We start from the raw sequence: 26,350 nt of genomic DNA, 5'->3' as shown, positions 1-26,350 counted from the left end.
CAGGTTAGGACGTTTGCCTGCGCCGTGCGAGATGCGCAAGGAGGGCCGTCAAACGCATCGCGTTCAGGACCCGCTTCGCAGGGACACCGCCCTTGCGCGCCATCTCGACACCCCAATGCATGTGGTCGAGCTCGCGGATCGAATGAGCGTCCGGATTGATGCTGAAGATGCAGCCCTGATCGAGTGCCTTTTGATGCCAGCGCCAGTCGAGGTCGAGTCGCCACGGATGTGCGTTGATTTCGACAGCGACGCCGTGTTTCGCACACGCTTTGAGGACTTTGTCGACGTCAAGATCATAACCGGGCCGGCGCAACAGCTGGCGACCGGTCATGTGCCCGATGATTGTCGTCCGAGGATTTCCGATCGCTTCAATGATACGCTCCGTCTGTTCCTTCTTGGGCAAGTTGAAGCGGCTGTGCACGCTCGCGACGACGAAATCGAACTGCTCCAAGATATGATTCGGGTAATCGAGCGAGCCATCCGCCAGGATGTCCGCCTCGATGCCCTTCAGTATGCGAAATTTTCCCTTGTATGCCTTGTTCAGCCGGTCAGCTTCCCGGTGCTGTTCAGCAATCTCCTGCAACGAAAGGCCGCCTGCGTAGTGAGCGGACTGCGAATGATCGGCGACACCATAGTATTCGAAACCGCGCTTGCGCGTGGCTTCAGCCATTGCCTCAAGCGTTTCGGTGCCATCGGATGCGGTCGTGTGAGAATGCAGGATGCCATGCAGATCTTCATCCCGAATGAGGGCGGGTAGCTTCTGCTTTGCCGCTCGCTTAATCTCGTCCCTGCCTTCGCGCAATTCAGGCTCGATAAACTGCAAGTCTAGAGCTTGGTAGATTTCTTCTTCTGTCGCTGACGCGATCAGCTTTCTCCCGCGATGAAGCCCGTCGGCGTTCAGGGTGAATCCCTTGTCGGCCGCGAACGTCTTCAGTTGCTCAAGGTGGTCTGCCGAACCGGTTGCTTCGAGCAGGCTCGCGCCAAAGTGCTTCCTGTCCGTGACAACAAGCCTGAGGCTCGTATCCTCGATTCCAGTCGACTTTCTGCCCTGCGCTACCAGGGCGAAGTCGGAAACGAGCTCGCAACCGCGCCGGAAGTCACCTGCAATTTCGACGCGCGAAAATTCTGGATGCTCTTGCTTCACCGATATGACCGCATGTTCGAGAAGAGCGGCGGCCTTGTGCAGGTGAAGTTGCGTTTCGCCGCTTCGCACGATGGCCAGGTGCTGCAGGAGCTTTGTCTGAAGCGCGGCGCCGAGGCCTTTGACTGGGCGTATGCGGTCTTCTCTTGCTGCGGCCTCGAGCTCCGCCAGCGAGTTCAGGCCGAGCGCCTGATGAATCTTCAGTATCTTATCGGGACGAAGCCCGGGTATGGCAAACAGCTCCATCACGCCCGCTGGAACATCCTCGCGCAGCTTCTCAAGGCTTGGGTGCGTGCCGGTTTGGTAAAGCTTGGTCACGATGTCTGCGATCGCGTCACCGATCCCCGGGATCTTGGTGAGGGCGCCGGCGGCGATGATCCGATCAAGCGGCTGCGACAGCGCCGTCAGACTGTCTGCCGCGCGCAAGTATGCCTTTGTGCGATAGGGATTGTCGCCGCGCATAGACGCCCGTTGCGCGTATTCCCTCAAAAGACTGGCGACGGTCCTCGGATCGATTTTTGCCATGGCTTCAGCCAAACGAGGCCGATCTCCGCAGGTTCCAATCAGGCAAGGCCATGAGCGCCGCGTTGCCTTTTAAATCCCGGCTTTACTGCCTCTTCCCGCGTCGGACGCTACAGATTGGGCAAGGATTGGTCAGCGCGACCCCATCCTTCCAGAGCTTTGGAGGCTGCGCGTTTCTTTAATTCGTGAGCATCGCCCACGTGGAAATGAGAGGGCGCATCTATTGTCTTCATCTCCGCCCACGTGATCGGTGCCGCGACAGGAGCGCCCGGACGTGATCTTGCGCTGTAGGGCATGATCGCGGTCGCCCCGCGCTGATTGCGTAGATAGTCCACAAAGATGCGACCCTTGCGGCGCGCCTTTGACAACACAGCCGTGAAATGGGCTGGATCGCTCTGGGCGACCGCCTGCGCCAGGCGAGACGCGAAGTCCTTCACCTCTGGCCACTCGGCGCCAGGGGTGAGGGGCGCGATGACGTGCACTCCTTTGCCTCCCGTCAGCATCGGGAAAGTCGTAAGCCCCAGAGATTTAAGGATAGCGCGGAACTGAAAGGCAGCGGCGCGGACGGCCTCAAAATCGAGGCCTTCATCGGGGTCGAGGTCGAACACGAGGCGGTCGGCCTTTTCGACATCCTCGATCCGAGCCCCCCATCCATGCAGCTCGATCGTTCCCATCTGGACGCAAGTCATCAGTCCGTCGGCATCGTCGACATAGAGATATGGTTCCTCGTGCCCGTCCTTCTCCGTGATGCCGACGTGGTGGACTTTGTCGCCAAAGCTGCCGGCGTCGTGTTTTTGGAAGAAGCACTTCTTCGCGCGGCCCTGTGGGCATCGAACCAGACTGATCGGCCGGCTGCCAACCCAAGGAAGCATGATCGCCGCGACCGCTGCGTAATGGTCGGCGAGCTGTCCCTTGGTGATGTTGGACTCCGGATAGATGACGCGGTCACGGTTACTTATCGCGATGGCGGTTGTCGCAGACGCGGCGAGATCGGCTGCATGACGTTCAGTCTCGAGCACGACCGCCTCCGGCTTCTTGTCTTCGCGGAGACCAAGATAGCTCGGATGTCGTAACGTCCCTTCATTTGTCATTTCGGTGAAGGCAATCTCAGCGACCAGTTTCGGACGGAGCCAGTGTGCGCCGCGCACTTCGGCGCGTGGTGCGTCGACGGTGGCGGCCTTCTGCTCAAGCGGCGCCATGATCTTCAAGAGACGAAGAAGTTCAGCGGTATCGAAGCCGGTGCCGACTTTCCCGGCGTAACGCAGCTTGCCGCGGTCATGAACGCCAAGGATCAAGGACCGAAACGCGCGGACCTTGTCGGACGGCGTCCAGCCGACAATCACAAATTCCTGCCGCCTGATGCATTTGATCTTCAGCCAGCTTGCGCCGCGGGCCGCCACATAACTCGAATCCGCGAGCTTTGAGATGACGCCCTCAAGGCCGGCTGCGCAGAAGCGATCGAGCAGCTCTTCTCCGCGGCCGAGGATATGGTCGGAGTAACGAAGGACCGGATCTTTCGCAGGCAAGATCGCCTCCAGCTTCGCCTTGCGCTCAAGAAGAGGAAGCCTTGTCAGATCTTCGCCGTCGAGCTGCAGCAGATCGAACGCATAAAAGTCGATAGTCGCCGGGGCACCCTTCAATGCATTCTGAAGCGCCTGGAAGTTAGATCTTCCTTCCGCATCGACAACCGCGGCCTCGCCGTCAATCAGGGCGGAGCGCACCTTGAGCTTGCGAGCCTCGGAGAGGATCGAGGGAAAACGGCTAGACCAGTCCAGACCAGATCGTGTGTAGGCTCGCGCCTCGCCTCCGCCGACGGCAACGAGAATACGATAGCCGTCGTACTTCATCTCATGGATCCAACGATCGCCGGCAGGGACCGTGTCCACGAGCGTTGCGAGCTGGACCGGCCGGAAAGCAGGCGGCGCTAAAGTGACCTCGTCACGAGCGGGCGACTTCGCTTGACCAGCGCCCGACCCATTGATTGCCTTACGCGACGTTGGCTTGACCACTCTGACCCAAACCATACTCAGAGACGAAACAGCGTTATCCGCCGTCCAACGCGCGACTACTTCTTTAGTTTCGCTGGGGCCGTGTTGAGCTTTTCGCGATCATTGCCGACCCGCTTGGTTAGCGCCTCGGCCTGAGGCCGTGCTTCCTGCCTCCGGCCCTTCCATTCCCGATTTTCGCACACAGCTCACAGGCAATAATCAAGAGCAGGAACGGGCCTTCAAATGCCGCCACAGCGTATCCGGTTTCTGCCATCGGCTTTAGAAGCCTGACATTCCGGTTCCGGTCCCCTGTGCGTACGGTTTTGATCTTCTCGTCGAACCCCATGTTTCGATTGATGATTACTCGACGTGCCCCATTGAGGCCAACTACCTCGCCCAGAGCAGCTCCGATGCCAGTTTCAAGAAGTGCAAAATGGCCATAAATGCGCCGACCAGAGTGAATGCTCTCGTATCCGGGTCTATTTCGAGCAGCGCGGACTTGGTCAGCATTCAGACAGCCTAGCGGGTCCTTCCCAACATAGCCATGGGCACCGGCCTGCTACTCACGGAGCACCCCTCCTCCCTGGCAGCAGCCTCGAAAGCCTGACGGACCTCTTCCGGAGTCACACGGTCCTGAAAGCCGTCGGCGCACAGTTGCACAGCCTTCCTCCACTTAGGTCCCATCTTGGTCCACTTCATGAGTTCCTCGGCGGCACCCTCGACGTTGTTGCACCCGTAGGTGACCCCAGGTCGGTCGGTCTTGACGTACACCGGAGGGGAGAACCAATGGGTTGCCACGACACCTCCTACTCAGGGGAGAGATACACGTTGGCCTCCTTAGCGGCAGCCTCAAAGGCCTTTCGTATTATGTGGGGGTCAATCGAATCGCCCTCCAAGGCTGACAGGCAGAGGGTCACCGCCTTATGCCAGCGAGGCCCTCGCCGGGTCCACATCTTGAGCTGCTCAAGGGCTTCCTTCGCGTTGTTGCAGCCATGCCTGACACCGGTTTCACTCTTCACGAACACCGGAGGGACGAACCAGATGGGCGCCATGATACCTCCTACTCAGGGAAGAGATACACGTTGGCCTCCTTGGCAGCCGCCTCAAAGGCTTCACGGACCTCATGGGGGGACACCCTGCCCTCGAACGCGTCGACGCAGGATTGGACCGCCTTGGTCTGTCAATCGGCCCGCAACTGGGACCCTGGATCGGCTCGCAAAAGGGACCCTTTTTTGAGGCACAATGGTCAGCGCTCGCCGGGCGGAGCTGGTCTGGGTTGCGCAGCCCGGCGAGTGCGGATCGGCGTGATGGGGTGATCAGGCGCGGTTCTTGAAGCGCCAGGATTCGTTTCCGGTCTCGATGATCTCGCAGTGATGGGTGAGACGGTCGAGCAGCGCGGTGGTCATCTTGGGGTCGCCGAAGACGGCGGGCCATTCGCCGAATGCCAGGTTGGTGGTGACGATGATCGATGTGCGCTCGTAGAGCCGGCTGATCAGATGGAAGAGCAACTGCCCACCGGCCTGGGCGAACGGGAGATAGCCGAGCTCGTCGAGCACGACGAAGTCGAGCCGGGTGAGATAGTCGGCGATGCGGCCTTGCTTGCCACCGCGGTGCTCGGTCTCCAATCGATTGACGAGATCGACGACGTTGAAGAAGCGGCCGCGCAAGCCGTTGCGGATGAGAGCACGGGCGATGGCGATGGCCAGATGCGACTTGCCGCTTCCTGTGCCGCCGATGAGCACGGCGTTGCGCTGGTCGGCGACGAAGGTGCCGTTGGCAAGGTCCCGGACCAGCACCTCGTTGACCGGCGTGCCGTCGAAGTCGAACTCCTCGATGTCCTTGGCGAGCGGCAGTTTTGCGACGGTGAGCTGGTATTTGATGGAGCGGGCCTGCTTCTCGGCGATCTCGGCCGAGAGCAGATCGCCGACGATCTTCGGTGGCTCGTGCTGGCGCTTGATGCCTGTCGCCATGACCTCGTCGTAGGCGCTGCGCATGCCATAGAGCTTCAGCGTCCCCCATAAGATCCAGAACCTGGGTGCGTTCCATCAGCTTGCCCTCCTGAGGCTGTCGTAGCGGGCGCAGTCGGCCTGCGGCTCATGCTGCAGGCGGAGCGCGTCCGGGGTGAGGATGGTGACGGCCGGCGCCGGATCGCGCCGACGCGCCAAGATATTGATGATGACGGCTGACGAGCAGACGTTCTGGTCGAGCGCTTCCTGGCAGGCCGCCTCGACGGCATCGAGACCGTCGCTGAGAACGGCGGCCAGGATCGCCACCATCTGCCGATCGCCGTCGTCCGCGGACTTCAATCTGCGCCGGACCCGCTCCATTGCCGATGGCAGAACCCAGCCCTGGAACGGCGCGCCATTGCGCAACGCTCCGGGCTTGCGGGCAAGCACGGGGACATAGTGCCAGGGGTCGTGGATCGTCTCGCCGCGCCCGAACGAGCGGACATGTTCGGCGACGAGGCTGCCGTCCTGACGGATGACGATGCGATCGGCATAGGCATGGATCTCGACCGGGCGGCCGACGGCCGTCGACAGGACCGAGTATTTGTTGTTGTCGAAGCGCACCGTGCAGGTCTTCGACACCGAGGCCGGCACCGTATGGAACCCGTCGAAGGAACCGCGGTATTCAACCAGCTTGCCACGCTCCTCCTCGAACACGTTCCAGATCGTTCGTTCCGGTTGCTCGACGTGACGATGCGCCTTGGCGTAGGCGACGCACTTGTCATGCAGCCAGGCGTTTAGCTCCTCATAGGTCTCGAAGCGCAGCCGCGGCGTGAAGAAGCGCTCGCGCACCAGCCCGACCTGGTTCTCGACCTGACCCTTCTCCCAGCCCGAGGCCGGTGTGCAGGCGACCGGCTGCACCAGATAATGGCTGCACATCTGCAGGAAGCGGCGATTGTATTGGCGATCCTTGCCAACAAAGATCGTTTCCACCGCCGTCTTCATGTTGTCGTAGATGCCGCGCGTGCAGGCGCCACCGAAGAAGGCGAAGGCCCGGTCGTGGGCGTCGAACACCATCTCCTGCGTCTCCCGCGGATAGGCCCTGACGAACATCACGCGGCTATGGCAGAGCCGGACATGGGCGACCTTCACGGTCACTGTCACGTCCGCGTCAAGGACGAAATCCGTTGGTTTCTTCCCTTCCTCACCGCGAAGGGCCCGGCGTTCGTCCCAACGATCGAGCCAACTATGAAACACTCTGTTTGTTTCCTAACTCGCTCGCTCGCCAGCGGCCTAATCCTGGATCGAACAGGCCGTATAGTGCGACTAGCACTGAAATGGCCAGAAGGGTCGAAAAGCCGGCAAACGCGTCGATCAACAAGTAGCTGACAACAAGTAACGCCACGACCGCCGACATCTTCCACAAAGGCGCATGAAATCGACCTCCGACACCTAATCGGATGGAGCCATACAGAAATACAAAACAGGTCGAAATAACGATAAGAAGGCTGCTGTAATGCGTCGGCATACGATAGCGGAACCCGGTGCTCACATCATCGCGACCTTGGAACATCGAAGACATATCGCCGACCAACCACGCCACAATATTCTCACCACTGGATGCCAGATAAGAGCTTTGGACCTTGATCCATATGGCGACCAGAACCCCCAAAACAGTACACCGAAAAACCCCACGCATCACTGTGAGGCCGGCTTCATTGAGCTCTTGCTGATGATCAACATACGAGAGCTTCTTCAATCTGTCTCCAATTCTCCAAAGATCATGAACAACCGTGTAGACCAAAATGAGACCTGCGAAGAAAAGATAAAACACCAGGCACATGTATAGGTAGGCTAGCCCCGTAAAAGCGACTGTTTCTGGGACAGATATGACCTCAGGACGCACAAGAGCTATTTTCCCCCAATCCATGGCATAGTTGCCACCGCCCCTCATCAACGGGATCAGGGACACGCCGATCCATTGAAAAAGGCCCGCGAACAGCAAGCAAATCAAAAAAACCGACCAATAGGTGTACGAGGAAGCGTCAACGTTGCGCAACCAGGCGTCGTCGCTTTCCACCTCACCGCCTTGCGCTGCAAGCTTTCTGCGCCCCTCATTTTTCCAGAAGACCAGCAACTCTATAACGAAGAAGAAAAACAGCGGTAAGAACACCATAAAGTCTAGTGTCCAATTTGCGGCCCAAAGGAATCCAACCTGCTTAACGAGCCCGTCGGCTCGCTCGTAGGTTACGTTGTGGATGCCAATGATGTACGACAAAAAGCCGAGGGCGGTCATACCGGCAAACACCGACGCCGGCAAATTCAGGGGAGATCCGTAACTAAAAAACGCCTCCGATTTCCTCGCCAAACTAAAACGCCGCCTCGGCCCCTTGGCGTCAGTATCCCGTGTCAACTCGGCCGGCGAGTCTGTCTTGTCATCGAAAGTCCCAGTGAGTGCCGTATCTGGAGTCTCCTGTGCAGTGCTGCTTCCGGCTCTCTTCCATTCTCGTCTCTTGGCCGATAGCCGCGATTGCGCCGCACCAAGCTCCATCTGCCATTCGCTGGTTGCGATCGGATCATCGCATCCAAAAATCCTCGCCAGCCAACGAATGTTGGTAGTGCTAATCCCCTTGTCGTTCTCCTGAAACCAAAGCTGCACCGTTCGCAGATCGACTCCAACCCGGTTGGAATCAATCTGTGAAATCGCCTCTGCAAGAAGCTCGGGCGTCCATGGGCCTGCAGGAAACCCGTCTTTGCCTAACGGCCGACCTGCACCCGCCGCCGCCAGTCGTTTGAATAATTCTTTGAAATCACTCCCGTCTCTCGGCGGAGGGAGAAATAACTTTTCGTTCCTAAACAACGACTTATAGGCTCTGGTTTCGTTCCGTTCGCTAGGCTTCGTATCCTATCGTGCCTTCGTCCTCAATGAACGTATTTATCAACTGGATTTTGGCCGGCACGGGAGAGGATCGAATGACCGGCGACCCGCTGGAGAGGCTGAACACGGTTGTTGCGTGGGAGATGTCCATGGGACTGTTCATCCGCACCATCGGCCGGTCGCGCCCGCGCCAAGGTCAAAATCGGCATGGGCAATATAGCCTACAATCTGGAACGTTTTTGTCTGGTGGCCAGGGAATGAAGCCATGCTAAGCCTAGGAAAACCCTCAAATGATCTATCCCGAGACGACCATTTCGCTCGGCAGAATCGTCCGGCGACTCATGCTGATGCGAGGGTCGGCTTAACCCTAGCCGACAGAACCGAACGACATATGGCAGCTCAAAGAGCGGCCGAAACGTTGCAACAGGAGAAGGGGCGCTGGGCCGGCGATGTGATCGCGTTGGATGAGGCCGCGCCGCGGCGCGACGTGGTGACGTATCGGCCAGCCGATCACCGGGAATCAATCGAGAAACTGGTGTATATCGCGGCATATTTGATCGCGAGGCGGAAGGGTCTCGAAGAAGGGGAGATGGCGACGGTCATGGAGATGGCGGAGCCATTTGGGTAAGGTGATCTGCTACATCTTCGAAAACACTTATGAGTGACCAACAATACGAGATTATCTACAGGGCATCCAATTTGGCTGGGGTTCTTGGAAGCTTTTCGAACTTTCTGTCTGGCACCTCCAGCCGAATTGCGCGCCCCCGCGAGGGCGGCTGGGATGTCAGAATTTGCCATGGGACAATCTTAGTCGACGCATTCGACTGAGGGGTTCAAGCCGAGGAGGGCAACCGCCAATACAGAGCGTGTCGAAATCGCAATAAGATCGTTCCTAGCCGACGTGGCTCGTGTTTAGATGTCGAGAAAACCCGTGAGACCTATAGGCCACTCAGTAGGCGCCGGTCCACACAGGTCGATAAATCGAATCTGGAGGCTGAGTTCCTACCTGACGCTCCTGATTTCAACTTTGACGATCTTTCAAGGTCTGATCTGGCCTTTGTGCTTGCGGAGAAGATTAATCTGATTTGGGACGCACAGAACCGTGAGCTTTGGCAGGTAGTGGTCGAAAACCCAAGACAGTTTGAGTGGATCGAGTGACGGCAACGCAACTGAGCTCATCTTTAAAGCCGGATGAGCCGACCAGCTCGGCGGCGATGAAGGCGACGGCGCCAGCACCGCTGCCGAACGCACATGCCGACCGCGATGCCGGGCCTGCAAATATACGCGCGTCACATGGGCAGATGAGACGTTCCTGGCGGGCCAGCCGAGTAAGCTGGAACGCGGAATTGCCGAGCACGTAGGCAGGATCGGTCATGGCTTGATGTCTCCAAGGAGGAGAGGCCTATGATCGACCGGCTGGAAATCCGCGTCAATGTACGCCAGGCGTCGCCGCTCCATGCTTGGGCGCCACCTGCCTCAGCGGCGCCTTGGCGTCCCGCGCCAGCGTCTTCGTCGCCTACAGCCACTCGATCTTCAGGATCGGGTGAAGCTCGATGCCGTTCAGCGGCGAGGCGCCGGTGGCACCATGGATGCGGTCGAAGAACCCGACGCCGGTTATGCGCGCGGCGGTCGGCTTCACCTTCGCCTCGAAGGTTGGCATCTCCAGGGCTTCGTCCAGCGGCGTGCGGAACGAGACCGGCAGCCTCTGAATGGCCATCGGCTGCATCAGGAATTGATCGTCGCTGACGGCGTCGCGCGGTACCAGCGTGTCGTTGAGCTGCACGAAGTCGTGCGGCGACAGCGGCGCGATCAGCTTGTCATCAACCGCCCACCTGACGTCCTTGATGTTCTGCAGCCACGGCGCGGCGGCGTCGATGAAGGGCGGACGCGGCGTCGGCACTTCGCCGACCATCATCTTGCCGCTCGCCCCTTGCAGGACCAGGTGATAGTCGCCGTCCTTCTCCAGCTTGACGCCGATCACGTCGCATTCGATGCGCCACACCGTGAACTCCACCGGCCCGCGCCGGCGTTCCTGGTAACTCGGGAAGAGGATGGTCGGCGGACGCATGTCCGCTGGCCGGCCGATCAGGTTGAGCTCCTCGATCGTCGTCTCGACGATGCCGGTGGCGAGCTTCTGGCCGCCGATCACGTTCTTGCCGACAAGCGCGATGTCGCGATCGGTGCCGGTCTTGATCGACCAGCGCTCCACGCCGGGCTTGGTGACCATCTTCAGTCCGACGACCATCTCCTGGTCGGCCGGCATGGCCTGTTGCCCCTCGGCGGCGCACGCCGCCTTGACCGCCACCGCGACCGCCGCCGGCACCGCGGCGAGAGTGTTGACATCGCCGAACGGCGCCTTGAGGTCGTCGATCCCTGGAGGTGGCGCCGCCGGGCGCGGCGGAGGCGCAGGCGGCACCGGCGGGATGCCTGTCCCTCCTGCGCCATCGCGCGCGCGTCCGAACGTCACGAAGCGTGGGGTGACGTCGCGGTTCGATCCGTTGCCCGGCCCCTTCATTGTGTAGCCGGTGGCCGCGAACAGCTTGCCGCCAGGATGCACCGGCCGCACCGCCAGATAGTCGCCCCATTCTCCCTTGCCGGTCGAGGGATCACCGATCGGGCTGCGCTCGCCATTGGCGACGATGAGGTGTTTTTCGGAACCGGTGAGCAATCCTACGACATGGCTCGGGAACTGCTGAGCACCGCCGATCATGTAGGAGATACCGATCTCGCCGTCCACGTTGGTCGACAGCGCGCCGTAGCAGGTGGCGGCGTCGGGATCAAACACGTTGACGTTGTCGATCAGGTTAAAGCCGGGAAGGCCAATCCGGGCTATCTGGATGAACGGTCGCGCCCTTCGGTTGGACCGGGCGTCGACGCTCCATGCAAACCACAGCTCGTTGCCGGAACGTGTGGCGCCCGTGATGCGGGGGTCGGCACGATCCAGCCACCTGCGGCCGTCCGGCGTGCGCGAGATGTAGCCGTTGCCGCCCAGCCAGCGCGCCACGGCAACTTGCATCTTGGTTGGAGCCGCCGCATTCTCGGGCCACGCAAACACGGCTAGGGTGCTTGTGTCCTGGTGAGCGGCGAAATAGCCGACATTGCTAGTGTTTTGCGCGACGCGGAAGCTCTGCAACTCCATTGAGACGAAATGGGTTTCTGTCGGATTGCCGGCACGGATGCTGGCCAGGCTGATGCGCACGACCGCCGAGCCGACGTTATTGCCCGCGAAGATATTGGTGGTCATATAGAGAAAGTTCTGGCCGACGGCGAGGTCGGGAAAGTCCAGGAAAGCGCCGGGCACGCCGAGCATGGCGGTGGTTATGTCAAACACCTTCCAGCGGCCCTTCGCGACATCGGCTGTTTTGGCGAAGGCCAGCCGCTGGATATTGTCGCCCGATTCAGGACCATACTGCAGCAGCCATACGAACATATCGAGCTCAGCTGCGTACTGGACGACCTGGTCGCAGCAGAAGCGGATGTTGGGGTCCGGCCGCGGGAACGCGCTTTCCGGGTCCATGTATTGGAAGGTCGCGCCGCCGTCGGTGGAAACCGCGGCGTACCAGTTGCCGGTGTAGAGCACGACGTCGCCGTTGATCGCGCAGCTCGGCTCGCCGACGTTGGATGCGGTGCTGTTGGTCGCCGGGCCGGTCAGCTCGGTGTTGCGCCACAGCCCTATCTCGTCGCCTGCGGCGCGCGCCGCCATGAAGGCAGGCGCCAGCCGGATCTCCTTCGATACGCTGTGAACGTCGCGCTCGGCGCCCTCGCTGATCAGCGGCAGCAGATGCCGGGGGTGAATCCGCTTCGGCCTCTCGATCGCGGGCGGGGTCTCAAGTAGCGGAACCGCCTGAACCGGCAATCGGCCGGCCGCGGCGGCACGCGTGCCTCTGCCTGAACCTCTGCGGCTGCTGCTTGCCTTGGCCATCTCGTTTCTCCATTCGGCGGCTCGTTAATCTCGCGGGAGCTATTCGGTGCTGGCCCTCACCGTTCAGGCTTTCATTTCTTTTCCGGAACCGGCGGCAGCGGTCGACGCTGGTGAATGGATCGCTCTTCGCTCGGCGGCGGAGGCATCGGCTGCAGCGGCACTTGATGCTCGCCCTGTGGGCGCAACGGCTTAGGCTTGCTCGTCCCCGGCTTGCCGTCGTCGCGCGCCTTGCCGGGATCGCCTTTTGAATCCTTCGAACCCTTGTCGGGCATGGCAGACCTCCTGTTCGCTGGAGTGGCCGATAGCGCCCCGGGGCGGCTGGACCGCCGCGTCTATTCGAAAGGCGCCTCAGCCGGACCTTGCGCGCTTCCATGCCACCAGCACAAGGCCCGCGATCACGATAGGGACCATGATCAGCGCCGCCTCGATGGAGCCGGAACCGCCGTCGGGGGATATGCCGAATATTCGCTCGATGAAATCCATGAAGTGGCCCTCGCAGATATAGTAGTATTTATTCGTTTGAACTTTATTTCAAGCTAAATTTCCATTGATGGAAATCTGCGCCCAATAAGCGCAAGATTCGTAGCAGAATCACTATAGAAAATCTTCACCACGGCCCACCTCGCGATTGTTTAGATGCGAGTCTTCGTACCTGGCAGTAATTGGTGAGAGAAAGAGACCGTGTTCGGATATCTACTCAATTTCAAAACCATGACTCGGAATATATGCGATGTCGATTTACTCCGAGAAACACGCATTGTTTACTTTGGCTGCCAGATGTGAGGGAGGGTTCGACTCCTTAACTTTGTCATTAGCTGAGCTCAGTCTGCATTTCTCTTCTTGATGGTAACTTCCGGCGATAGATACAGTACCGAGGCAGTTGGCCCAAATCCCCTCACCCTGGCCTCAAGCGTTTCCTCACCGCGAGCTTCCGCAGAAAGGCTTAAGGATTGTCATTGTAGGGGGCATAATCGCCGCTGGGATACCAGGCGCCCCTAAACAAATCAGATTGTCGCCAGACACTGCAGCGCTGTACGTGGTCAGCATCTATAAAACTGTGCCTGCTTCCAGGTTCACCCCAATCACCACCCCAGATGAGCGCATTCCTCTTTGCGAAAACTCCCAGAAACGAAAAATCTCCCTTCCAAGAAGGTTCACCGGCGACGTCCTTCACAATATCGCAGGCAAGGCCGTAGTGATGAACGCCGACCTTTTTCAATTTACTAGCGCCCCGTTCGAATAGCAGCGCCTGACGCTGCCGGCTTCGAAAAGTTTCGAACACCATCAGCTTAATGCCGTGGGTTGCGGCATCCTCGATAATCGATTGGACCCCACTGCGGGTTACCGGCTCGAGCAGGTTTACGTCTGAAACCCGTTCCTTGGACGCAAACATTGCCGCTTTCTGAATAACATCCGTGTAGAAATTGCCCATTTCTGACCCCCGAGTATGAGAAATGCGTGCCCACCACAGTCTTGCGATGAGGACCTCGTCAGGCGACCTCCAAGCGCTTCTCGGGCCAACGGAGAAATGGAGACTGGACTCCGCGCCGGACGAGCAGAGAATTGTTGAGGCGAAGTATTTTGCGAACGCTCGCCAGCGCTGTTTCATTCACCTCGATATATGCAACGATGTACCACTCGCCGTTTTCTTCCCTGGCCATACCCATCGGCTCAGCTCGCCACTGCAACGCGCCGTGGTGGGGCATGAAGTAGGTTTCCTGGATACCGCCAACCGCGCTGAGGCCCTCGTCGAGAGCGTATTCCATGACAGCGCAGCATAGCTCAGTGTGGGTCCCTCTAAGCCCCGCGGAGCGCCTGTCGGGGACAACGAAAGTGCGTGTCCATTCAGCCCAGTCCCGGCGCCTCGGAACACCTGATTTTTCGCACATATGAGGAAAGACTTCCGAGACCATATGTGGTTCGCTGGTTGGGATCAGCCGCGCTGAGGTGACCACGCGGCCTTCTTCGATGCCAAGCAGGTATGTGGCCGCGTCCGTATCAAATTGATCCAGTTCGCGACCATCCGGGCTCTCTGGACGCCAATGTTTATGGTGCACGAAAAAGTCGTGGCGCCGGCGCAGGAATTCGTCGAATTCGCTTTCATAGAGATGCTTGTTCAGCGCATTGACGACATGGGCTTCTATCATAGCGCGATCCCCCATCGTTCTAAGAGGGGATAGTCGCAGTCGCGCTAATATACGTCACCTGTCCGATCGGACAGTTGACACGCTTAGGGGTGGATCAAACGCCCGGGGCGACCCGATGAGTACTTTATCGGAACTGACCCATAGATCGTCGCAACAGCCCAAAGCCCTTGAGGTACGTTATTTCGAAGATGTCCTGCCCGTCGAGTTCGACGCCATCGAGGCGCGGCGCAGGGCAATCAGAGAACAGCCCGGTGGAGAGAAGCTGACAGTCGACATCCGGCGGCGGCCCGCCGTTGATCGTTGATCGGCCCAGTCTGGCGAAGGAATCGGAATACCGCATCTCACCGCCCCGACCGCCTCTAAAGAAGTCCGACCGGCCACCCTCGCCCGATCCGGACCGGCTGTTCGCAAAGTCGACCGCCGGCACCCGACGTTGCGACGGGTCGCCGGATAGCATCAGGCGTGTCGATGTTGACAATCCCGATCGCAACAAGACGCGACCACGGCCTGTGCCCTGCACGATCAATGGGCTCGCGCTCTCCGGCGGCGGCGTCCGGTCAGCAGCGGTGGCGCTCGGTGGCCTGCAGGCATTTTTAGTTAATGTTAATTTCATAGCGATTTGCGTCAGCCCCGAAAGCAGCCTTGAAACCCCGAATGAATTGAGATCGCTCTTCCACGTCGAGCTTAAAGCTACGCTGGGGGAGCCTCTGCGGCAGTGATCTCCCATCAGCGCCCAGGGCTACCACGGCTACGGCTTTTTCTGGAACGGGAAGGGATTGTCCCGATGTAGGTGAAGTGATTGTTGGGGTGATCGGCATGCCATTCGCATCATAGAAAATGATTGACATTCCGGGGTTGCCGCTCGGCAAATCCTTAATGGTCATGGTCCGACCTTGTTGCGCCGCTGCCGGCGAAATAAAGCTAAGCCCAACCTTCGTTGAGGCGCCGGGGTTAGCAAGTTGCTCTTGCAAAATTTGGTTGTTCTTCGCCAGGGATGAGATGGTGGCCGGCAGACTAAGTCCCAGCACCACCGCTCGAAACGGAGCGACCTCTCTCGAAGCCACAGCGATGACGCCACCAAGCAAAGCAAGTATGAGCACTCCGCCAAGCCACGCCAGCACGGAGGGGACGTTAGGACCGCCACTCTCCAGATTCTGCGCCATTGTTAGCAGAGGTGCTGCCACCCCGCCAAACGCGCCGTAAACCCCGATTCGCCAGTTCATCGCTGCCTCGCTACTCGCCATGCTACATTCAGTTCTTAAAGCACGAACTGCTGCGAAGGCAGTTCGACCTGTTTGCCATCTTTAGCGGTTTCATCACATCTCATAGTGCCTGAATCCATTCGCTTTCTGGGAACCGTTCCGCCCACTTTCTCATTTCATGTGCCGCTCAAGTGCCGCAAAAGCAGGAGACTCGTTGATTTGCTGACCGCCGTCTTCTACCCAGATCGTGTAGCTCATGGCGTCGGGCGCATGACCAGACTAGGCGACGAAAAGGTGAAGAGCTTTTCTTCGGCGACCCCATTCAGTAGAAACAAATTAGCCACCGTCGGCGACATCCGCACCCCCGGGAAATAGGTCGTGAAGAGGCTGATCGCCTCACTGCGGTGGGAGAAGAAATCAAAAATCCGCCGCTGCACGAATTGCACGAGGTCGGAGTCAGTCTTGCTGACCAACAGGGCATAAGGCTCGTAGGTGAAGTAAGGCTGTTCCTGCTCAATCTCCGCAATGGGACATTCTTTCTGCTCCGTCCACGCCGCCAGCTTGGCGAGAATAATCTCACGGTCGCCGAAATAGGCTAGCTGGTAGTTAGCCACGTCTTTGTTGCTCTTGCAAAACCACTCTATTATTTGCGTGTGGTTCTCCATGGCACAGAACTGGTAGGTTGGGATCGGTTGCACTTTATCCACGAGGCAGTCGCTGACCGGTTTTGTTGGGGCGATGCAGTCCTGGTCCTGCCCGTTCCTGACCCCGAGCAGGTCGATCTTGCAGGCAGTCTGGGCGACAACCGCCGCCGTGGTGTTGGCCACGTATGCGAGGTATGCGCCACTTTTGGGCGTGCGCGTTCGTCTGAGGAGGTAGGAGACCCCAGACGCAAAGACAATTGGGGAAAAGATGCCGTCCGCTCGAACATCAGGCTCTGAGAAGCGCAAGGTTACCGGGTCGCAGAGTATGTCGATTTTCTGCTCACTCTCAAGACCGTGCGGATCATAGTTCGGCTCGTCCTTCGACTTTCGCAGTCTTTTGAACCGATCGTTCGCGTCCATTGCGACCGACACCACTGAGTAGCCGCTGCCCTCGAAGATCTCGTAGCATAGGTCTGCGATATAGCCCTTGAACTGCCGGTCATCGCCTGAACCGAGACGGTAGGAGAACGGCTCCGCGTCATTTCTGAACCCGAGGACGACCGGTTCCTTGCGCTTCACCGCCTGGAAGGGCGACGAGGATTCGGATGCCTGGGCGAAAACGGCAGTAGCAAAAACACACCCTAACGCGACGAGGGCAACAGCGGCGCTACTGGTCAATACTTTGAGGTGTGTTGTTGCGGGCAGTCCATCTGCTGCCTTGCTACCAGCCTGCAAGCGTGCGAAGAGGCTGGCAGCGAGCAACGCGATCAGGACGTAGACAACAAAATCAGTGACGTTGTAGCGGCGATAGCAATCGAACAGCAGTGTGCATTTGGATCCGCCGCTTCGCGTTGACCAGTACACAAGGTGCGCGATCATCCAGGCGGAGACCAGGGCCGCACTTATAACGCCAAAAAGAAGCGGCGACATCACCCGATGCTTGACGTCTTCCCCCACGTTCTCGACGGCGCAGAGGACGACCAGCACAAAAAGGGATGCAGCGCCCGCCATCCCCAAGAAGTAGGCCAGCGCCGGCTGCTTGCCGCTGAATATGACCTCTCGGAAGCGGGCCGGGTCCTCTGCGATGATCGCCATCCAAAGGAGGGCCAGCAAACCGAGGCCAACTACCGCCACGATAGCCGCGAGGCCCATAGCCACCAGGGCACGCCTCACCGTTCCCACCGACAATTGCCTCAACCGGATCGGCTGCCAGCTCTTGAGAACTTTGAGATTATTCCGCCAGAAGAATACTGCCATCGATGGTAGCCAGAAAATAACCCCAATCCGCATAGTTTCGAGTCCTGCGGTCGCGAAAACCGTGAGGGCGCTCTTCTCCACACTTCCCAGCAGCGAATGCATTCCCGCCGCGGTCATCGCCGCGTAAGTGAGGAATACAGGAAACAGCAGCAAGAGGATTGCAACATCAGGGCCCGGAGGCACCTTGTCGTCCGGAAAGGTACGCTGCATCACAGCCCTGAACTCTGAATCCCGGATTTTCTCAAAGTTCCTGTCTCTTTCGGCAAATACTGTGAAGACCGAGCCGAACTCGTCCCTGAGCCTGTCCATTTGCTGGATCGTGACCGCCAGCTTTGCTTCAAGCCGACGCTGGTGCTTCTTGAGCGCGTCTCCTTGAACGGCTCCTGTCCGCTCACGGGCCGGCCCGGTCGCAAAGTAGTCGGTCGCAATAATCTCTTCGAAGCCCTGCAGGGCCATCTCCGCTTCGGCGAGCTGCTCCGCCTCGAGGCGCCGCAGTTCGTCTCGAACACTCCCCGTCGGCCAGGCGTCCTCTTCGCGAGTCAGCTTTACCAGGAGCTCGAGCTCCTCGTGGGCAATCATCACGCGGGAGACCGAATCTGTCTCCTCGACATGAGCCGCCGCCCAGGACGGCAACCGCGCGATCTCTGAGGACACACTTGGCGAGACCATGGTCTCGAGATGGGTTAGCAGTTGGCGGGTATGGTCCTTGATTTTCACAGGAATCCCTACCCATTGGTGCCGGCGTAATAAGTATAGGCGCGCCGCACGGGACCGCGTCCGGTCAATTGCGTCGGCGCCAGTTCGCGGAGTACGCGATAGTCGAATGATGATGGATCGAAGGTTCTCTGCCGGAAGCGCTGGCGGGAGAAGATCGCGATCACGACGGCCCCGAACACGAACCACAGCACAAAACCCCAGTCGGGTCGGATACCCATGCACGGCAGCTGCCACCGTTCCTCGGGCTTCAGTAGTTCATAATTCCAGAGTGTCGTTGCGACCCCTTCAGGCCAGACGCCTTCAAAACTTCCGCCCACCGCACCCTCCGAACGCAGGATAACCCGGCCGCTAACTGCTCAACATCTCTGAATGTTCGGGTCACAGGGGCCAGCTGAATACGCTGACCCGGTACCGCCAACACAAAGCACCGAGAACATGGCCATAAATGCAATCAACAAAAAGGTCCGCATGACGCTCACCATACGTGAAGACAAGACTTGTATATTATCACGTTTGTCGTACCAAAGCAAGATATTTAAGGGTATTAGTGATTAAAGCTGGGAATTGTAATAATACACTTATTGGACCGCAATTTTAATTTCTCAAACGAGGGACAGACTCGGCTCTCGCCAAGGCCATACGCGTCCCGATTATCCAAATCGAAGTGGCCGTCATCAGATCGTGTGCATCGCTTGAACTCGACAACCGCTCATTTCAACCTGTCGTTGGTCAGCCAGCCGATTACAGGGTCAGTCTTCTGCCCGGTCGCCGTGACGAATAGATCATCGCTCTGCGAATCCTTCAGTGCACGAAGCGCCTGCTCCACGGACGCCCCCTGGGGCACGAAGCCGAATTGGACGGCATCGGCCGCGTTGTTCCCAACCTTCAGATAGTCGTCAATCGTCACCGCTTCTGCCTTGAGCTTTCCGGCTTCATCGATCCAGTCTGCGGGAATGTTCTTGCGCCGGATCACGAAGACCGGAGAGCGAGCTTTGTCGAAGACAATGACGCGCGTAGTTTGATCATTGAAGCGCGAGAAGACATCCGACATCAGCGTGGTCCGCACGCCTGCCCGGTCGGCCTCGATCTTGGCGATCTTCTCATATGTGACCATGCGCGACGACGCGAAGGCCTGGTGCGCGTTTGGTGGATTGGCAGCCAGGAGGGCCGCCTCTGACGCCTGCTTAAAGCTTTCGTTGGTGAAGTAGAAGGCAAGGACCGTTCCCACCCAAGTCGCGAAGACGGGAAGTGTGGCAGTGAAAATGCTCATCAAGATGGTGTCGAGCTTATCGTGGATTACATTGGACCCTGGGACGGTGCCCAGCTGCCAAAACACGATGATCAGGAGCGCGGACAGCGCCGTAATGGCGAGCGTTCCCACTGTGAGCACGATCGGCGCGATACGCTGGCGCATCCAAGGGTCGGAACCTCCGGGCTCGGTCCCTGCGAGCTGCGACGAGACGGCAGGCCCGATGGCATACCGGGCTACGACCATCACCACTGCGGAAAGGGCCACGATGGCTGCGAGATGTGCGAGCTTCTCGAATCCGCCCCACCCAACTGTAGGCACGTCGAGAAAGCTTAGGCCGGCCACAAGTCCAACAAGGCCGATGCAAAGAGGAAGATACCGACGGAACAGCTCCTCAACGGCCATGATGAGTCCTTTCGACCAACACAATTCTTGCGTTTCCAAGACACGAAGATCCCGGTTGCGCGACGTTCAGCCGAAATTCTCGGCTTTCATACCCCTGATCAGCCGCTCGTTTACCTTTGCAGCAGCCTCGGCTTTGGTGACGATACCGTCGCGATTGACGTCGAGACCACTGTTCTGATCAAAGGCTTTAGTCCCAGCTCGGAACAGGACGTGGGCCTCGGGCTGACCCACCGCCGTCGGCAACAGAACAGCCATATAGAGGTCACTCAGGGTGGGCATCGGCCTGTTGCGGGCGATGGATTTGAGGTATTTCTCGACGAAATCAAGTTGGGTGACAGCGGACATCGCTGCCAGCTTGTCCGTAGTCGTCCCAAGACCCTCCGCCGTCCCTTGCATGAACTGGATGAGCCCCGTCGCTCCGCTGCCCGCGGCGTTCCGCTTGTCCGGTGCGAATGTCTCGCCACTCTCGAACGCCATTACCGCCATTAGATGGCTCGGATCGCATTTGAGTCGCTTCGCTATCTCAATGACCTTCGCCTTGAATCCGGGTCCCGCCTTCCGTTCCGCCGTGGCGCCCCAGGCGATCGGGCTCAATGCGGAGACTGCGTCCGAAGCCGCGCCCAGCTCAGCGCCAGCGGCGCTTGGCTCCGCGCCGGGAGCGATTCCTACTGTGCGCGATCGGCCACGTCGGTCGCCGATCGCTTCGCTAAAGTCGAAGTTGGGAAGCGCGAACCCAAGCTCCGCGGCGGTCTCGGGACCGACAATCCCATCGTCCGCGTGGGGGCCGAACACCTGAGTCTGCAGGTCGAGGACAGCTTGGAACGTCGTAGTGCCGAACTCTCCATCGTCCTCAATAACTCGGCCGAGCTTTGCGGCTAGCCGGCGCTGCAGCTCCGCGACGAGCTCGCCCGAGGATCCCATCCTCAGGATGATCGTTTTGCCCTGTAGACGGTTTCTGACGATCTGCTGCACCTCGGACTGGTCGAACAGGACGTATTCGGTCCCTTCCTGCATGCCGGCACCCGGGCTGAACGGCTCGATGAACTTCGCCCAAGGTCCGCGCTCGCTGCCTCTCTCGCCCTTCTTCACCGTCCCGGCGACAACTTGGCAGCCGACGCTGGAGAAGCGGGTGTTCGGGATTTCCCCTCCGGGTCCCATGTGAAAGGCGCAATGGATGTTGTCGCCAGCGATTCGGCCGACCTCCCACCGGTCGACGAGGTCGAAATCGACATCGTCTCCGGTGCGCTGCAGCGTAATCGCGCACTCCTGGAGCAGCGCCAAGTGGCCCGACGGCCCCTCGGAACGTTTATGGAAGCCAGGCCGATACAAAAGGTAGCGGCCTCGCCCCATCTGATTGACGCCCGCACCGCCCTGCCCCACGCCTCCCAGGACAGCGCTGAAGAAGGGAACAGTCGAGCCGGGGAACAGAGCGAAGCCGGCGCCGGGCTGCCACTGACCGATCGTGCAATTCATCGTCCTGTAATTGACAGCGCTGGACGTAATCTCATGCTCGGTGGCGAAGCCGGTGCCCGAACCGTCGATGGGCAAGCAGCCGCGAATTCCGAACACAACAATCTTCCCCGGTTCGATCGGAAAAAGAGATCGCTTCCACAATCCGATTAGGTGGGCCTCTGTAAGGCGGAGGCCCTCGCCCATTACCGAGGGATCTCCGGGGTCGGGCGCGGTGATGCCGCTACCACCTGCGGCCGACATGCGCGATGGCGCCGGCGCGTTATCCGACGACAAGGCTTCTTCAGCGTCATCGTCGGGTCCATCGGACGATGCATCCTCGCCCCCCAGCTGAGTGCCCGCCTCGGTTACCTGCGGGCCAAATGGGCCGGAGCTAGCTCTGCGCGTGAGAGCGTCAATTTTCTTCTTGAGGTCGTCGACCTCCTTCGCCGAGGTTGCGAGTATGCGCAGGGCAAGCTCGTCGGAGAGATTATCCAATTCCACCAAGGTAGCCTTGATGTCGGCTTTCCGGGCCGAGTCTGTCTCGGCATTGAAGAGTGCGACCAGCTTCACCCTTTGCTGGTTGAGGTCCTGAAGTTGTTCTTGCAAAGTAGGCATTGAAACCTCTCTACGGCGAAACTCTGTTTTGATTAGCTTTGATCTGTTCGGCGAGGATACGGATCTCGACGGAAGCCTCAGCGAGCGCGGCGACGTCGGCGGTCCCTGAGCCGCTGGCTGCGCTCGCGGCAGCTGCGTCCATGGCCAAGACGGTCTGGTCAAGCAGGATTACCCAACCCGCTAACGCCCGGCGGTCGCGTCCAAGGTCGATGAGATTCTGCTGCGACAGGCCGCTGCCTGACATCGTTGAACCTGGTTCGCGATAAGATCGGCTCATCACGTCGTACATCGCAGGCGTGGCATTCCTAAGAGCCAACAGAAGGTCACGCATCGCGGGGAAACCGACCACGAGCTGGCGCCGGAACGTCTCGCGACCAGCAAGCGTTGCGATCTGCCGGAACACAGGCAAGGCAATGGCGACCGCGGCCGAACCCTGCCCGAGAAAGGCTGTCGCGGTTGCACCAAGGGCGCCCTGAGAGTTGGCGCTAGCCATAGCGGTTCCCGCTGCCTCGAGATTAGTGGAGATCGAAACGAGACGGTTAGACAGAGCGGCGGCGGCTTCACCGTTTGCCAACGCGGCCACCGCGTCGTTGTATGCCTTGATCGACTGGAGCGACGCGCGAAATGACATGGTCAATGGCGGGTCGCCGACATCCGTGTAGTAGCGTGCGTTGCTCGGATCGAATGACAGTGGACTACGGCGTGCAAGGAGTCGGCCCGCGACAATCCTTTCCGCCACAGCCATACGGTCGAGGACCTCGGTTCCCTGTCTGAACTGGGCATCCGAAGCCTGCACATAGGCCTGGAATTCGGCGACGCCCCGGGTGCAGCCCGACAGCGCAATGCCGACAATTACAATGATCACAATCGCACAGGCGTTTCCTGCAATAGGCACCGAAGCCCTGCGCCTATGCAAAAGAGTGTGCTGAGCTATGGTGTGCGGTACCACACGCATCTACCATTTACGCCGTCGTTTCATCTGCCATCAATCCCCTAGGATAGAGTGATGATCTGCCTTCGTAGAAGCAGGTTGTTTAAATGTTCTTTTCTCAGATGATGTATTCGCGAGCGCGCTAATACTGCTGCCAATCTCCATTGCGGTCTTTCGCTTTTCCAAAAATGGTGTTTGTGGTTCACGCCTCACCAGCAAACTCTGCCCAATTCCAAGTATCTTCCTAACACTCGCCAGCGCCGCTTCATTCACCTCGATATACGCGACGATGTACCATTCGCCGTTTTCCTCCCTGGCCATGCCCATCGGCTCGGCCCGCCATTTGAGCGCGCCATGGTGGGGCATGAAGTACGTCTCCTGGACACCGCCGACGGCGCTGAGGCCCTCATCGAGAGCGTATTCCATCACCGCGCAGCACAGCTGCGTCAGCGTGCCCCTCAGTCCGGCAGTGCGCTTGTCGGGAACGACGAATGTGCGTGTCCATTCGGCCCAATCGGGTCGCCTCGGAACCCCTGATTTTTCGCACATGTGAGGAAAGACTTCCGAGACCATATGCGGTTCGCTGGTTGGGATCAATCGAGCCGAAGTCACTACGCGACCGCCTTCAATGCCCAGCAGGTAAGTCGCCGCGTCTGTATCGAATTGATCCAGTTCGCGACCGTCCGGGCTCGGAGGGCGCCAATGTTTCTGGTGCACGAAGAAGTCGTGCCGGCGGCGCAGAAACTCGTCGAATTCGTTCTCGTAGAGATGCTTGTTATGCGCATTGACTACGTGGGCCGTTATCATGGCGCGATCCCCCAATCGTTCTCGCAGGGATACTCGCAGTCGCGCTAATATACGTCACCTGTCCGATCGGACAGTTGACGCGTTTCAGGGATGGATCAAACGTCGCCGCACCGCTTCAACGACCGCTTGCGTGGTTGTTGCGACGCCAAAAGCCTCGCGAGCCCGTGTCGAGTGCCATTTGACCGTACGCTCGGTCAGGCCGAGAATCTGCGAGGTTTCCGACGAGCTCTTGCCGGCCGCAGCCCACAAGAGCACCTCTTTTTCGCGGTCGGTCAGCACGCCCTCGTGGTCATCATCGTCATTCGACAAGGCCTGGATCGACATGCCGGCATAGACCGCCATCGTCACCAGTTGCACCTGATGGCGCGGCGACAGGGTGCAGGCCTTCGCGGAAGAGGCAAACGACAGCACGGATTGCCAATGATGAACGCTGAGCATCGGTACAGCGAAGCCGCTACAGATGCCGAACTCCGTCGCCTCGCCAGCAACGCGTCGTGAGCCCTCCGTATCCGACCACTTTGCCGGGACTTCGGACCAGAGGAACGGCTTCAAAGTCTTTGCCGAGTAAACGCAAACGCCGTCGACGGCGGCATGCTCGGCCTCGACATAGCGTTCGAACCAGCCGGCCGGCCAGCCATTCAGTTCAACCATGGGGGCAAGCTTCTGCCCACCGAGCGGCACGCCGCTCAGGATAAGGTGCTCGAAGCCGAGATTTCGCACGGTTTCGAGCAGGTCGCCCAGCAGCGGCCCGGTAGCTGTGTGCTTTCTGCAGCGTTCCACGAAATCGAACACGTCTGAATCGATCATGTGAAAGATCCCCTCCGGAACACGACCTCGTTTAAGTATAACCTGAATTAGAATTGTCGAATATAGTCTTAATCGGCGTCCGCCAGCCGGGCGGCGACGTTGGCCTATGCCTGCTCTACCTTGGCCCTGTAGTCGATATCGTCGGCGCGAACAGGGACTGTGCCGGCCTGGCTCGCGCTGCCGACATAGAACGTGCCGTCGCTCCAGATTGCGTGCATGATCACCGCCAGCTTGCGCGCCACCGCGACACAGGCCTTGCGGTGGCAGGAGCGCTTGACCATCTCCTGGCCCCAGCTTTTGACCGTGTCCTTGCCCTTGGAGCGTGTCAGCAATCCGGACGCCGCCTCGCAAAGCCACGCCGCACGTCTGCATCACCGACCTTCGATGTCCGCCCCTGAACGTCGATCGCGGTGCCCGACTGCCAGCGCCGTGACGTCAGCCCTAAGTAGGCCGCGACGTCGCGCGAGCGGCGGAGCGCTTGGGATCGTCGATCGCCGTCATGAACGAAAGCGCCGTCACCGGGCCAACGTCGGGATGGCCAGGAAGCGCCGGCACGGCTCGCTGCGACCCGACGATCTTCCCGAAGAGATCGTGCAGCCTGCAATACTGTTTCCACAACGCCGCGCGTGCCGACAGCATGGCGTCCATCAGTTCGGCCGACAGTGGATCGTCCGCCACAGCCGTGCGCACCGCCTGCTCGAACGCTCCGCGTCCGCTTCCCCAGACGGAAAAGGAAGTCCCTGTGGCTGAGAGATCGGCGATTCGCCAAATTGGCCGCGAACCCGTCCGAGAGCTCGCCTGGACCGAAAGCCAGACCGCTAGTTTAACGCCGGCCGCTCGCTTTGTTCGAGATCCAAAAGAGAAAAGCCCGCCACCTTTCGGCAGCGGGCCAGGGTCTTGGTGCTTGGATCAGCCAGCATAGGTCAACGAGCGGCGGAGGGGTTGGTTGCGGGACTATCTCCCTTCAGTTGCTTGAGAAGGAGCGTCCCATTCAACTACGCTAGGGCGATCTACTTGACGCAATCCCTTCATGGCCGCTAGCCGCTTCTCAGCTGCTTCCTCTTGCCCGGCTTGGAACTCCTTGTCGGCCGACGCGTCTATCAACACCTTGTGTAATCTCACGATGTCGTAATCCCGCCAGACCACGAGGCCCATTCGCGCAAGAGCCAACACCATGCCGCCAGCTAACGAGCCTGACATCAGGCGGCGTATCTTTTCCGGCCAAAGTGCAGCTACTGACGGAGTGACCACGACCAGATAAATAAGAGGTCCGACCAACAGCACGTTAATCAGTAGTATCGAGGGTATTCCTGCTGTAATTTAACAATTTTAGCTGTCAGGTTTTTTCGCCCTTTTGGTTCGAGGCTCTTCCAGTCAAGCGTTGGCATCCCTCGATTTAGGCGAACGTCCAGTGAAGAAAGCGCCGAGCGTTTTTGCCACGTCCAATTTTGCTTTAATCTTGTCCTGCAAGTTACCGATTAAGTTTTTTTCCTGTTCGGACAAGCCGCGATTTGTGTACATCGGTTCCTCCGCTCAACTCGACAGCCAAAATCAATCAGCCGACGAACGCCCTATGATCGGGCTCACTTGAATGCCGCGTTTAGAACCGCAGCCAATCTAGCCCGCTTCTCTCACCGCGCCCAGGCTCGAGCCGCATCTTGACTGGCGCGGGTCGGCGCTGCTCATCCCCGTTTTGAGGACGAGCGCAGCCAGCGCCGCG

The 26,350-nt window shown here is 59.3% G+C and carries 22 protein-coding genes and 4 pseudogenes; 1 reads left to right on the top strand and 25 read right to left on the bottom strand.

The window, feature by feature from the left end; all coding sequences use genetic code 11:
- Positions 1 to 4: 4 nt before the first annotated feature.
- From NKI85_RS23910 to NKI85_RS23875, 8 genes and pseudogenes are all read right to left on the bottom strand, one after another.
- Complete coding sequence (locus tag NKI85_RS23910) at positions 5 to 1,666, bottom strand: DNA polymerase/3'-5' exonuclease PolX (RefSeq protein ID WP_352778341.1); 1,662 nt, start codon at positions 1,664 to 1,666, stop codon at positions 5 to 7.
- Positions 1,667 to 1,773: 107 nt separating this feature from the next.
- Positions 1,774 to 3,687 (bottom strand): DNA ligase D, encoded by a 1,914-nt coding sequence (ligD, locus tag NKI85_RS23905; RefSeq protein WP_352778274.1) that lies wholly within the window; start codon positions 3,685 to 3,687, stop codon positions 1,774 to 1,776.
- A 483-nt stretch (positions 3,688 to 4,170) separates the two neighbouring features.
- Positions 4,171 to 4,422 (bottom strand): DUF982 domain-containing protein, encoded by a 252-nt coding sequence (locus NKI85_RS23900; protein WP_352778338.1) that lies wholly within the window; start codon positions 4,420 to 4,422, stop codon positions 4,171 to 4,173.
- Between the two features lie 35 nt (positions 4,423 to 4,457).
- The gene (locus NKI85_RS23895; protein ID WP_352647218.1) at positions 4,458 to 4,703 is read right to left on the bottom strand and encodes a DUF982 domain-containing protein; all 246 of its coding nucleotides are present in this window, start codon (positions 4,701 to 4,703) and stop codon (positions 4,458 to 4,460) included.
- A gap of 8 nt (positions 4,704 to 4,711) precedes the next feature.
- Positions 4,712 to 4,816: pseudogene (locus tag NKI85_RS23890) on the bottom strand (DUF982 domain-containing protein); the annotation flags it as partial.
- 151 nt (positions 4,817 to 4,967) lie between these two features.
- Positions 4,968 to 5,697 (bottom strand): annotated as a pseudogene (gene istB / locus NKI85_RS23885) (IS21-like element helper ATPase IstB).
- 5 nt (positions 5,698 to 5,702) lie between these two features.
- A pseudogene (gene istA, locus NKI85_RS23880) lies at positions 5,703 to 6,776 on the bottom strand (IS21 family transposase); the annotation flags it as partial.
- Between the two features lie 67 nt (positions 6,777 to 6,843).
- Positions 6,844 to 8,457, bottom strand: coding sequence for an RcgA family putative transporter (locus NKI85_RS23875; protein WP_352778272.1), 1,614 nt, complete (start codon positions 8,455 to 8,457; stop codon positions 6,844 to 6,846).
- A gap of 409 nt (positions 8,458 to 8,866) precedes the next feature.
- Between NKI85_RS23875 and NKI85_RS23870 the strand changes: the two genes are divergently transcribed.
- Positions 8,867 to 9,103 (top strand): hypothetical protein, encoded by a 237-nt coding sequence (locus tag NKI85_RS23870; RefSeq protein WP_352778270.1) that lies wholly within the window; start codon positions 8,867 to 8,869, stop codon positions 9,101 to 9,103.
- Positions 9,104 to 9,550: 447 nt separating this feature from the next.
- Here the strand turns inward: NKI85_RS23870 and NKI85_RS23865 are convergent, their stop codons facing one another.
- The 17 genes and pseudogenes from NKI85_RS23865 to NKI85_RS23785 all read right to left on the bottom strand — a co-directional run bounded on the left by NKI85_RS23865 (position 9,551) and on the right by NKI85_RS23785 (position 26,151).
- Positions 9,551 to 9,850 (bottom strand): hypothetical protein, encoded by a 300-nt coding sequence (locus NKI85_RS23865; protein ID WP_352778268.1) that lies wholly within the window; start codon positions 9,848 to 9,850, stop codon positions 9,551 to 9,553.
- A gap of 141 nt (positions 9,851 to 9,991) precedes the next feature.
- Positions 9,992 to 12,397, bottom strand: a complete 2,406-nt coding sequence (locus tag NKI85_RS23860; RefSeq protein ID WP_352778266.1) for a hypothetical protein — start codon at positions 12,395 to 12,397, stop codon at positions 9,992 to 9,994.
- Between the two features lie 71 nt (positions 12,398 to 12,468).
- The gene (locus NKI85_RS23855) at positions 12,469 to 12,669 is read right to left on the bottom strand and encodes a hypothetical protein (RefSeq protein WP_352778264.1); all 201 of its coding nucleotides are present in this window, start codon (positions 12,667 to 12,669) and stop codon (positions 12,469 to 12,471) included.
- A gap of 76 nt (positions 12,670 to 12,745) precedes the next feature.
- The gene (locus NKI85_RS23850; protein ID WP_352778262.1) at positions 12,746 to 12,880 is read right to left on the bottom strand and encodes a hypothetical protein; all 135 of its coding nucleotides are present in this window, start codon (positions 12,878 to 12,880) and stop codon (positions 12,746 to 12,748) included.
- A 460-nt stretch (positions 12,881 to 13,340) separates the two neighbouring features.
- Positions 13,341 to 13,829: a M15 family metallopeptidase gene (locus tag NKI85_RS23845; protein ID WP_352778260.1), complete on the bottom strand. Its 489-nt coding sequence runs from the start codon at positions 13,827 to 13,829 to the stop codon at positions 13,341 to 13,343.
- 58 nt (positions 13,830 to 13,887) lie between these two features.
- On the bottom strand, positions 13,888 to 14,544 hold the full coding sequence (locus NKI85_RS23840) for an acyl-homoserine-lactone synthase (RefSeq protein WP_352778258.1): 657 nt from the start codon (positions 14,542 to 14,544) through the stop codon (positions 13,888 to 13,890).
- A gap of 124 nt (positions 14,545 to 14,668) precedes the next feature.
- Entirely contained in the window at positions 14,669 to 14,884 is a 216-nt protein-coding gene (locus NKI85_RS23835; RefSeq protein ID WP_352778255.1) for a hypothetical protein, read from the bottom strand.
- 253 nt (positions 14,885 to 15,137) lie between these two features.
- The gene (locus NKI85_RS23830; protein ID WP_352778252.1) at positions 15,138 to 15,767 is read right to left on the bottom strand and encodes a hypothetical protein; all 630 of its coding nucleotides are present in this window, start codon (positions 15,765 to 15,767) and stop codon (positions 15,138 to 15,140) included.
- 233 nt (positions 15,768 to 16,000) lie between these two features.
- The gene (locus NKI85_RS23825; RefSeq protein ID WP_352778250.1) at positions 16,001 to 18,364 is read right to left on the bottom strand and encodes a type 2 periplasmic-binding domain-containing protein; all 2,364 of its coding nucleotides are present in this window, start codon (positions 18,362 to 18,364) and stop codon (positions 16,001 to 16,003) included.
- Positions 18,365 to 18,372: 8 nt separating this feature from the next.
- Positions 18,373 to 18,582, bottom strand: a complete 210-nt coding sequence (locus NKI85_RS23820; protein ID WP_352778248.1) for a hypothetical protein — start codon at positions 18,580 to 18,582, stop codon at positions 18,373 to 18,375.
- A 491-nt stretch (positions 18,583 to 19,073) separates the two neighbouring features.
- A complete protein-coding gene (locus tag NKI85_RS23815) occupies positions 19,074 to 20,018 on the bottom strand; it encodes a hypothetical protein (RefSeq protein ID WP_352778245.1) in 945 nt (314 codons plus the stop codon).
- A 66-nt stretch (positions 20,019 to 20,084) separates the two neighbouring features.
- Positions 20,085 to 22,085, bottom strand: a complete 2,001-nt coding sequence (locus NKI85_RS23810) for a peptidoglycan-binding protein (RefSeq protein ID WP_352778243.1) — start codon at positions 22,083 to 22,085, stop codon at positions 20,085 to 20,087.
- Between the two features lie 10 nt (positions 22,086 to 22,095).
- The gene (locus tag NKI85_RS23805; protein ID WP_352778240.1) at positions 22,096 to 23,040 is read right to left on the bottom strand and encodes a hypothetical protein; all 945 of its coding nucleotides are present in this window, start codon (positions 23,038 to 23,040) and stop codon (positions 22,096 to 22,098) included.
- A gap of 30 nt (positions 23,041 to 23,070) precedes the next feature.
- Positions 23,071 to 23,823 carry an acyl-homoserine-lactone synthase gene (locus tag NKI85_RS23800; protein WP_352778238.1) on the bottom strand — a complete coding sequence of 251 codons (753 nt, stop codon included), beginning with the start codon at positions 23,821 to 23,823 and terminating at the stop codon, positions 23,071 to 23,073.
- 84 nt (positions 23,824 to 23,907) lie between these two features.
- Complete coding sequence (locus NKI85_RS23795) at positions 23,908 to 24,630, bottom strand: LuxR family transcriptional regulator (protein ID WP_352778236.1); 723 nt, start codon at positions 24,628 to 24,630, stop codon at positions 23,908 to 23,910.
- A 104-nt stretch (positions 24,631 to 24,734) separates the two neighbouring features.
- Positions 24,735 to 25,341 (bottom strand): annotated as a pseudogene (locus NKI85_RS23790) (transposase); the annotation flags it as partial.
- A gap of 663 nt (positions 25,342 to 26,004) precedes the next feature.
- Positions 26,005 to 26,151: a hypothetical protein gene (locus tag NKI85_RS23785; RefSeq protein WP_352778234.1), complete on the bottom strand. Its 147-nt coding sequence runs from the start codon at positions 26,149 to 26,151 to the stop codon at positions 26,005 to 26,007.
- Positions 26,152 to 26,350: the final 199 nt, after the last annotated feature.

The sequence above is a fragment of the Mesorhizobium sp. M0571 genome (assembly GCF_040320985.1).
Taxonomy (GTDB): domain Bacteria; phylum Pseudomonadota; class Alphaproteobacteria; order Rhizobiales; family Rhizobiaceae; genus Mesorhizobium.
The sequence above is the reverse complement of the archived record's forward strand: the minus strand, read 5'-3'. Positions and strand labels throughout refer to the sequence as shown.

Bases quoted from the DNA above. Each gene is read 5' to 3' on its own strand.
- NKI85_RS23910 (WP_352778341.1), bottom strand. From the start codon at position 1,666: ATGGCAAAAATCGATCCGAGGACCGTCGCCAGTCTTTTGAGGGAATAC.
- ligD (WP_352778274.1), bottom strand. From the start codon at position 3,687: ATGGTTTGGGTCAGAGTGGTCAAGCCAACGTCGCGTAAGGCAATCAAT.
- NKI85_RS23895 (WP_352647218.1), bottom strand. From the start codon at position 4,703: ATGGCGCCCATCTGGTTCGTCCCTCCGGTGTTCGTGAAGAGTGAAACC.
- NKI85_RS23870 (WP_352778270.1), top strand. From the start codon at position 8,867: ATGGCAGCTCAAAGAGCGGCCGAAACGTTGCAACAGGAGAAGGGGCGC.
- NKI85_RS23865 (WP_352778268.1), bottom strand. From the start codon at position 9,850: ATGACCGATCCTGCCTACGTGCTCGGCAATTCCGCGTTCCAGCTTACT.
- NKI85_RS23860 (WP_352778266.1), bottom strand. From the start codon at position 12,397: ATGGCCAAGGCAAGCAGCAGCCGCAGAGGTTCAGGCAGAGGCACGCGT.
- NKI85_RS23855 (WP_352778264.1), bottom strand. From the start codon at position 12,669: ATGCCCGACAAGGGTTCGAAGGATTCAAAAGGCGATCCCGGCAAGGCG.
- NKI85_RS23850 (WP_352778262.1), bottom strand. From the start codon at position 12,880: ATGGATTTCATCGAGCGAATATTCGGCATATCCCCCGACGGCGGTTCC.
- NKI85_RS23845 (WP_352778260.1), bottom strand. From the start codon at position 13,829: ATGGGCAATTTCTACACGGATGTTATTCAGAAAGCGGCAATGTTTGCG.
- NKI85_RS23840 (WP_352778258.1), bottom strand. From the start codon at position 14,544: ATGATAGAAGCCCATGTCGTCAATGCGCTGAACAAGCATCTCTATGAA.
- NKI85_RS23835 (WP_352778255.1), bottom strand. From the start codon at position 14,884: ATGCGGTATTCCGATTCCTTCGCCAGACTGGGCCGATCAACGATCAAC.
- NKI85_RS23830 (WP_352778252.1), bottom strand. From the start codon at position 15,767: ATGAACTGGCGAATCGGGGTTTACGGCGCGTTTGGCGGGGTGGCAGCA.
- NKI85_RS23820 (WP_352778248.1), bottom strand. From the start codon at position 18,582: ATGGGTATCCGACCCGACTGGGGTTTTGTGCTGTGGTTCGTGTTCGGG.
- NKI85_RS23815 (WP_352778245.1), bottom strand. From the start codon at position 20,018: ATGGCCGTTGAGGAGCTGTTCCGTCGGTATCTTCCTCTTTGCATCGGC.
- NKI85_RS23810 (WP_352778243.1), bottom strand. From the start codon at position 22,085: ATGCCTACTTTGCAAGAACAACTTCAGGACCTCAACCAGCAAAGGGTG.
- NKI85_RS23805 (WP_352778240.1), bottom strand. From the start codon at position 23,040: ATGCGTGTGGTACCGCACACCATAGCTCAGCACACTCTTTTGCATAGG.
- NKI85_RS23800 (WP_352778238.1), bottom strand. From the start codon at position 23,823: ATGATAACGGCCCACGTAGTCAATGCGCATAACAAGCATCTCTACGAG.
- NKI85_RS23795 (WP_352778236.1), bottom strand. From the start codon at position 24,630: ATGATCGATTCAGACGTGTTCGATTTCGTGGAACGCTGCAGAAAGCAC.
- NKI85_RS23785 (WP_352778234.1), bottom strand. From the start codon at position 26,151: ATGTACACAAATCGCGGCTTGTCCGAACAGGAAAAAAACTTAATCGGT.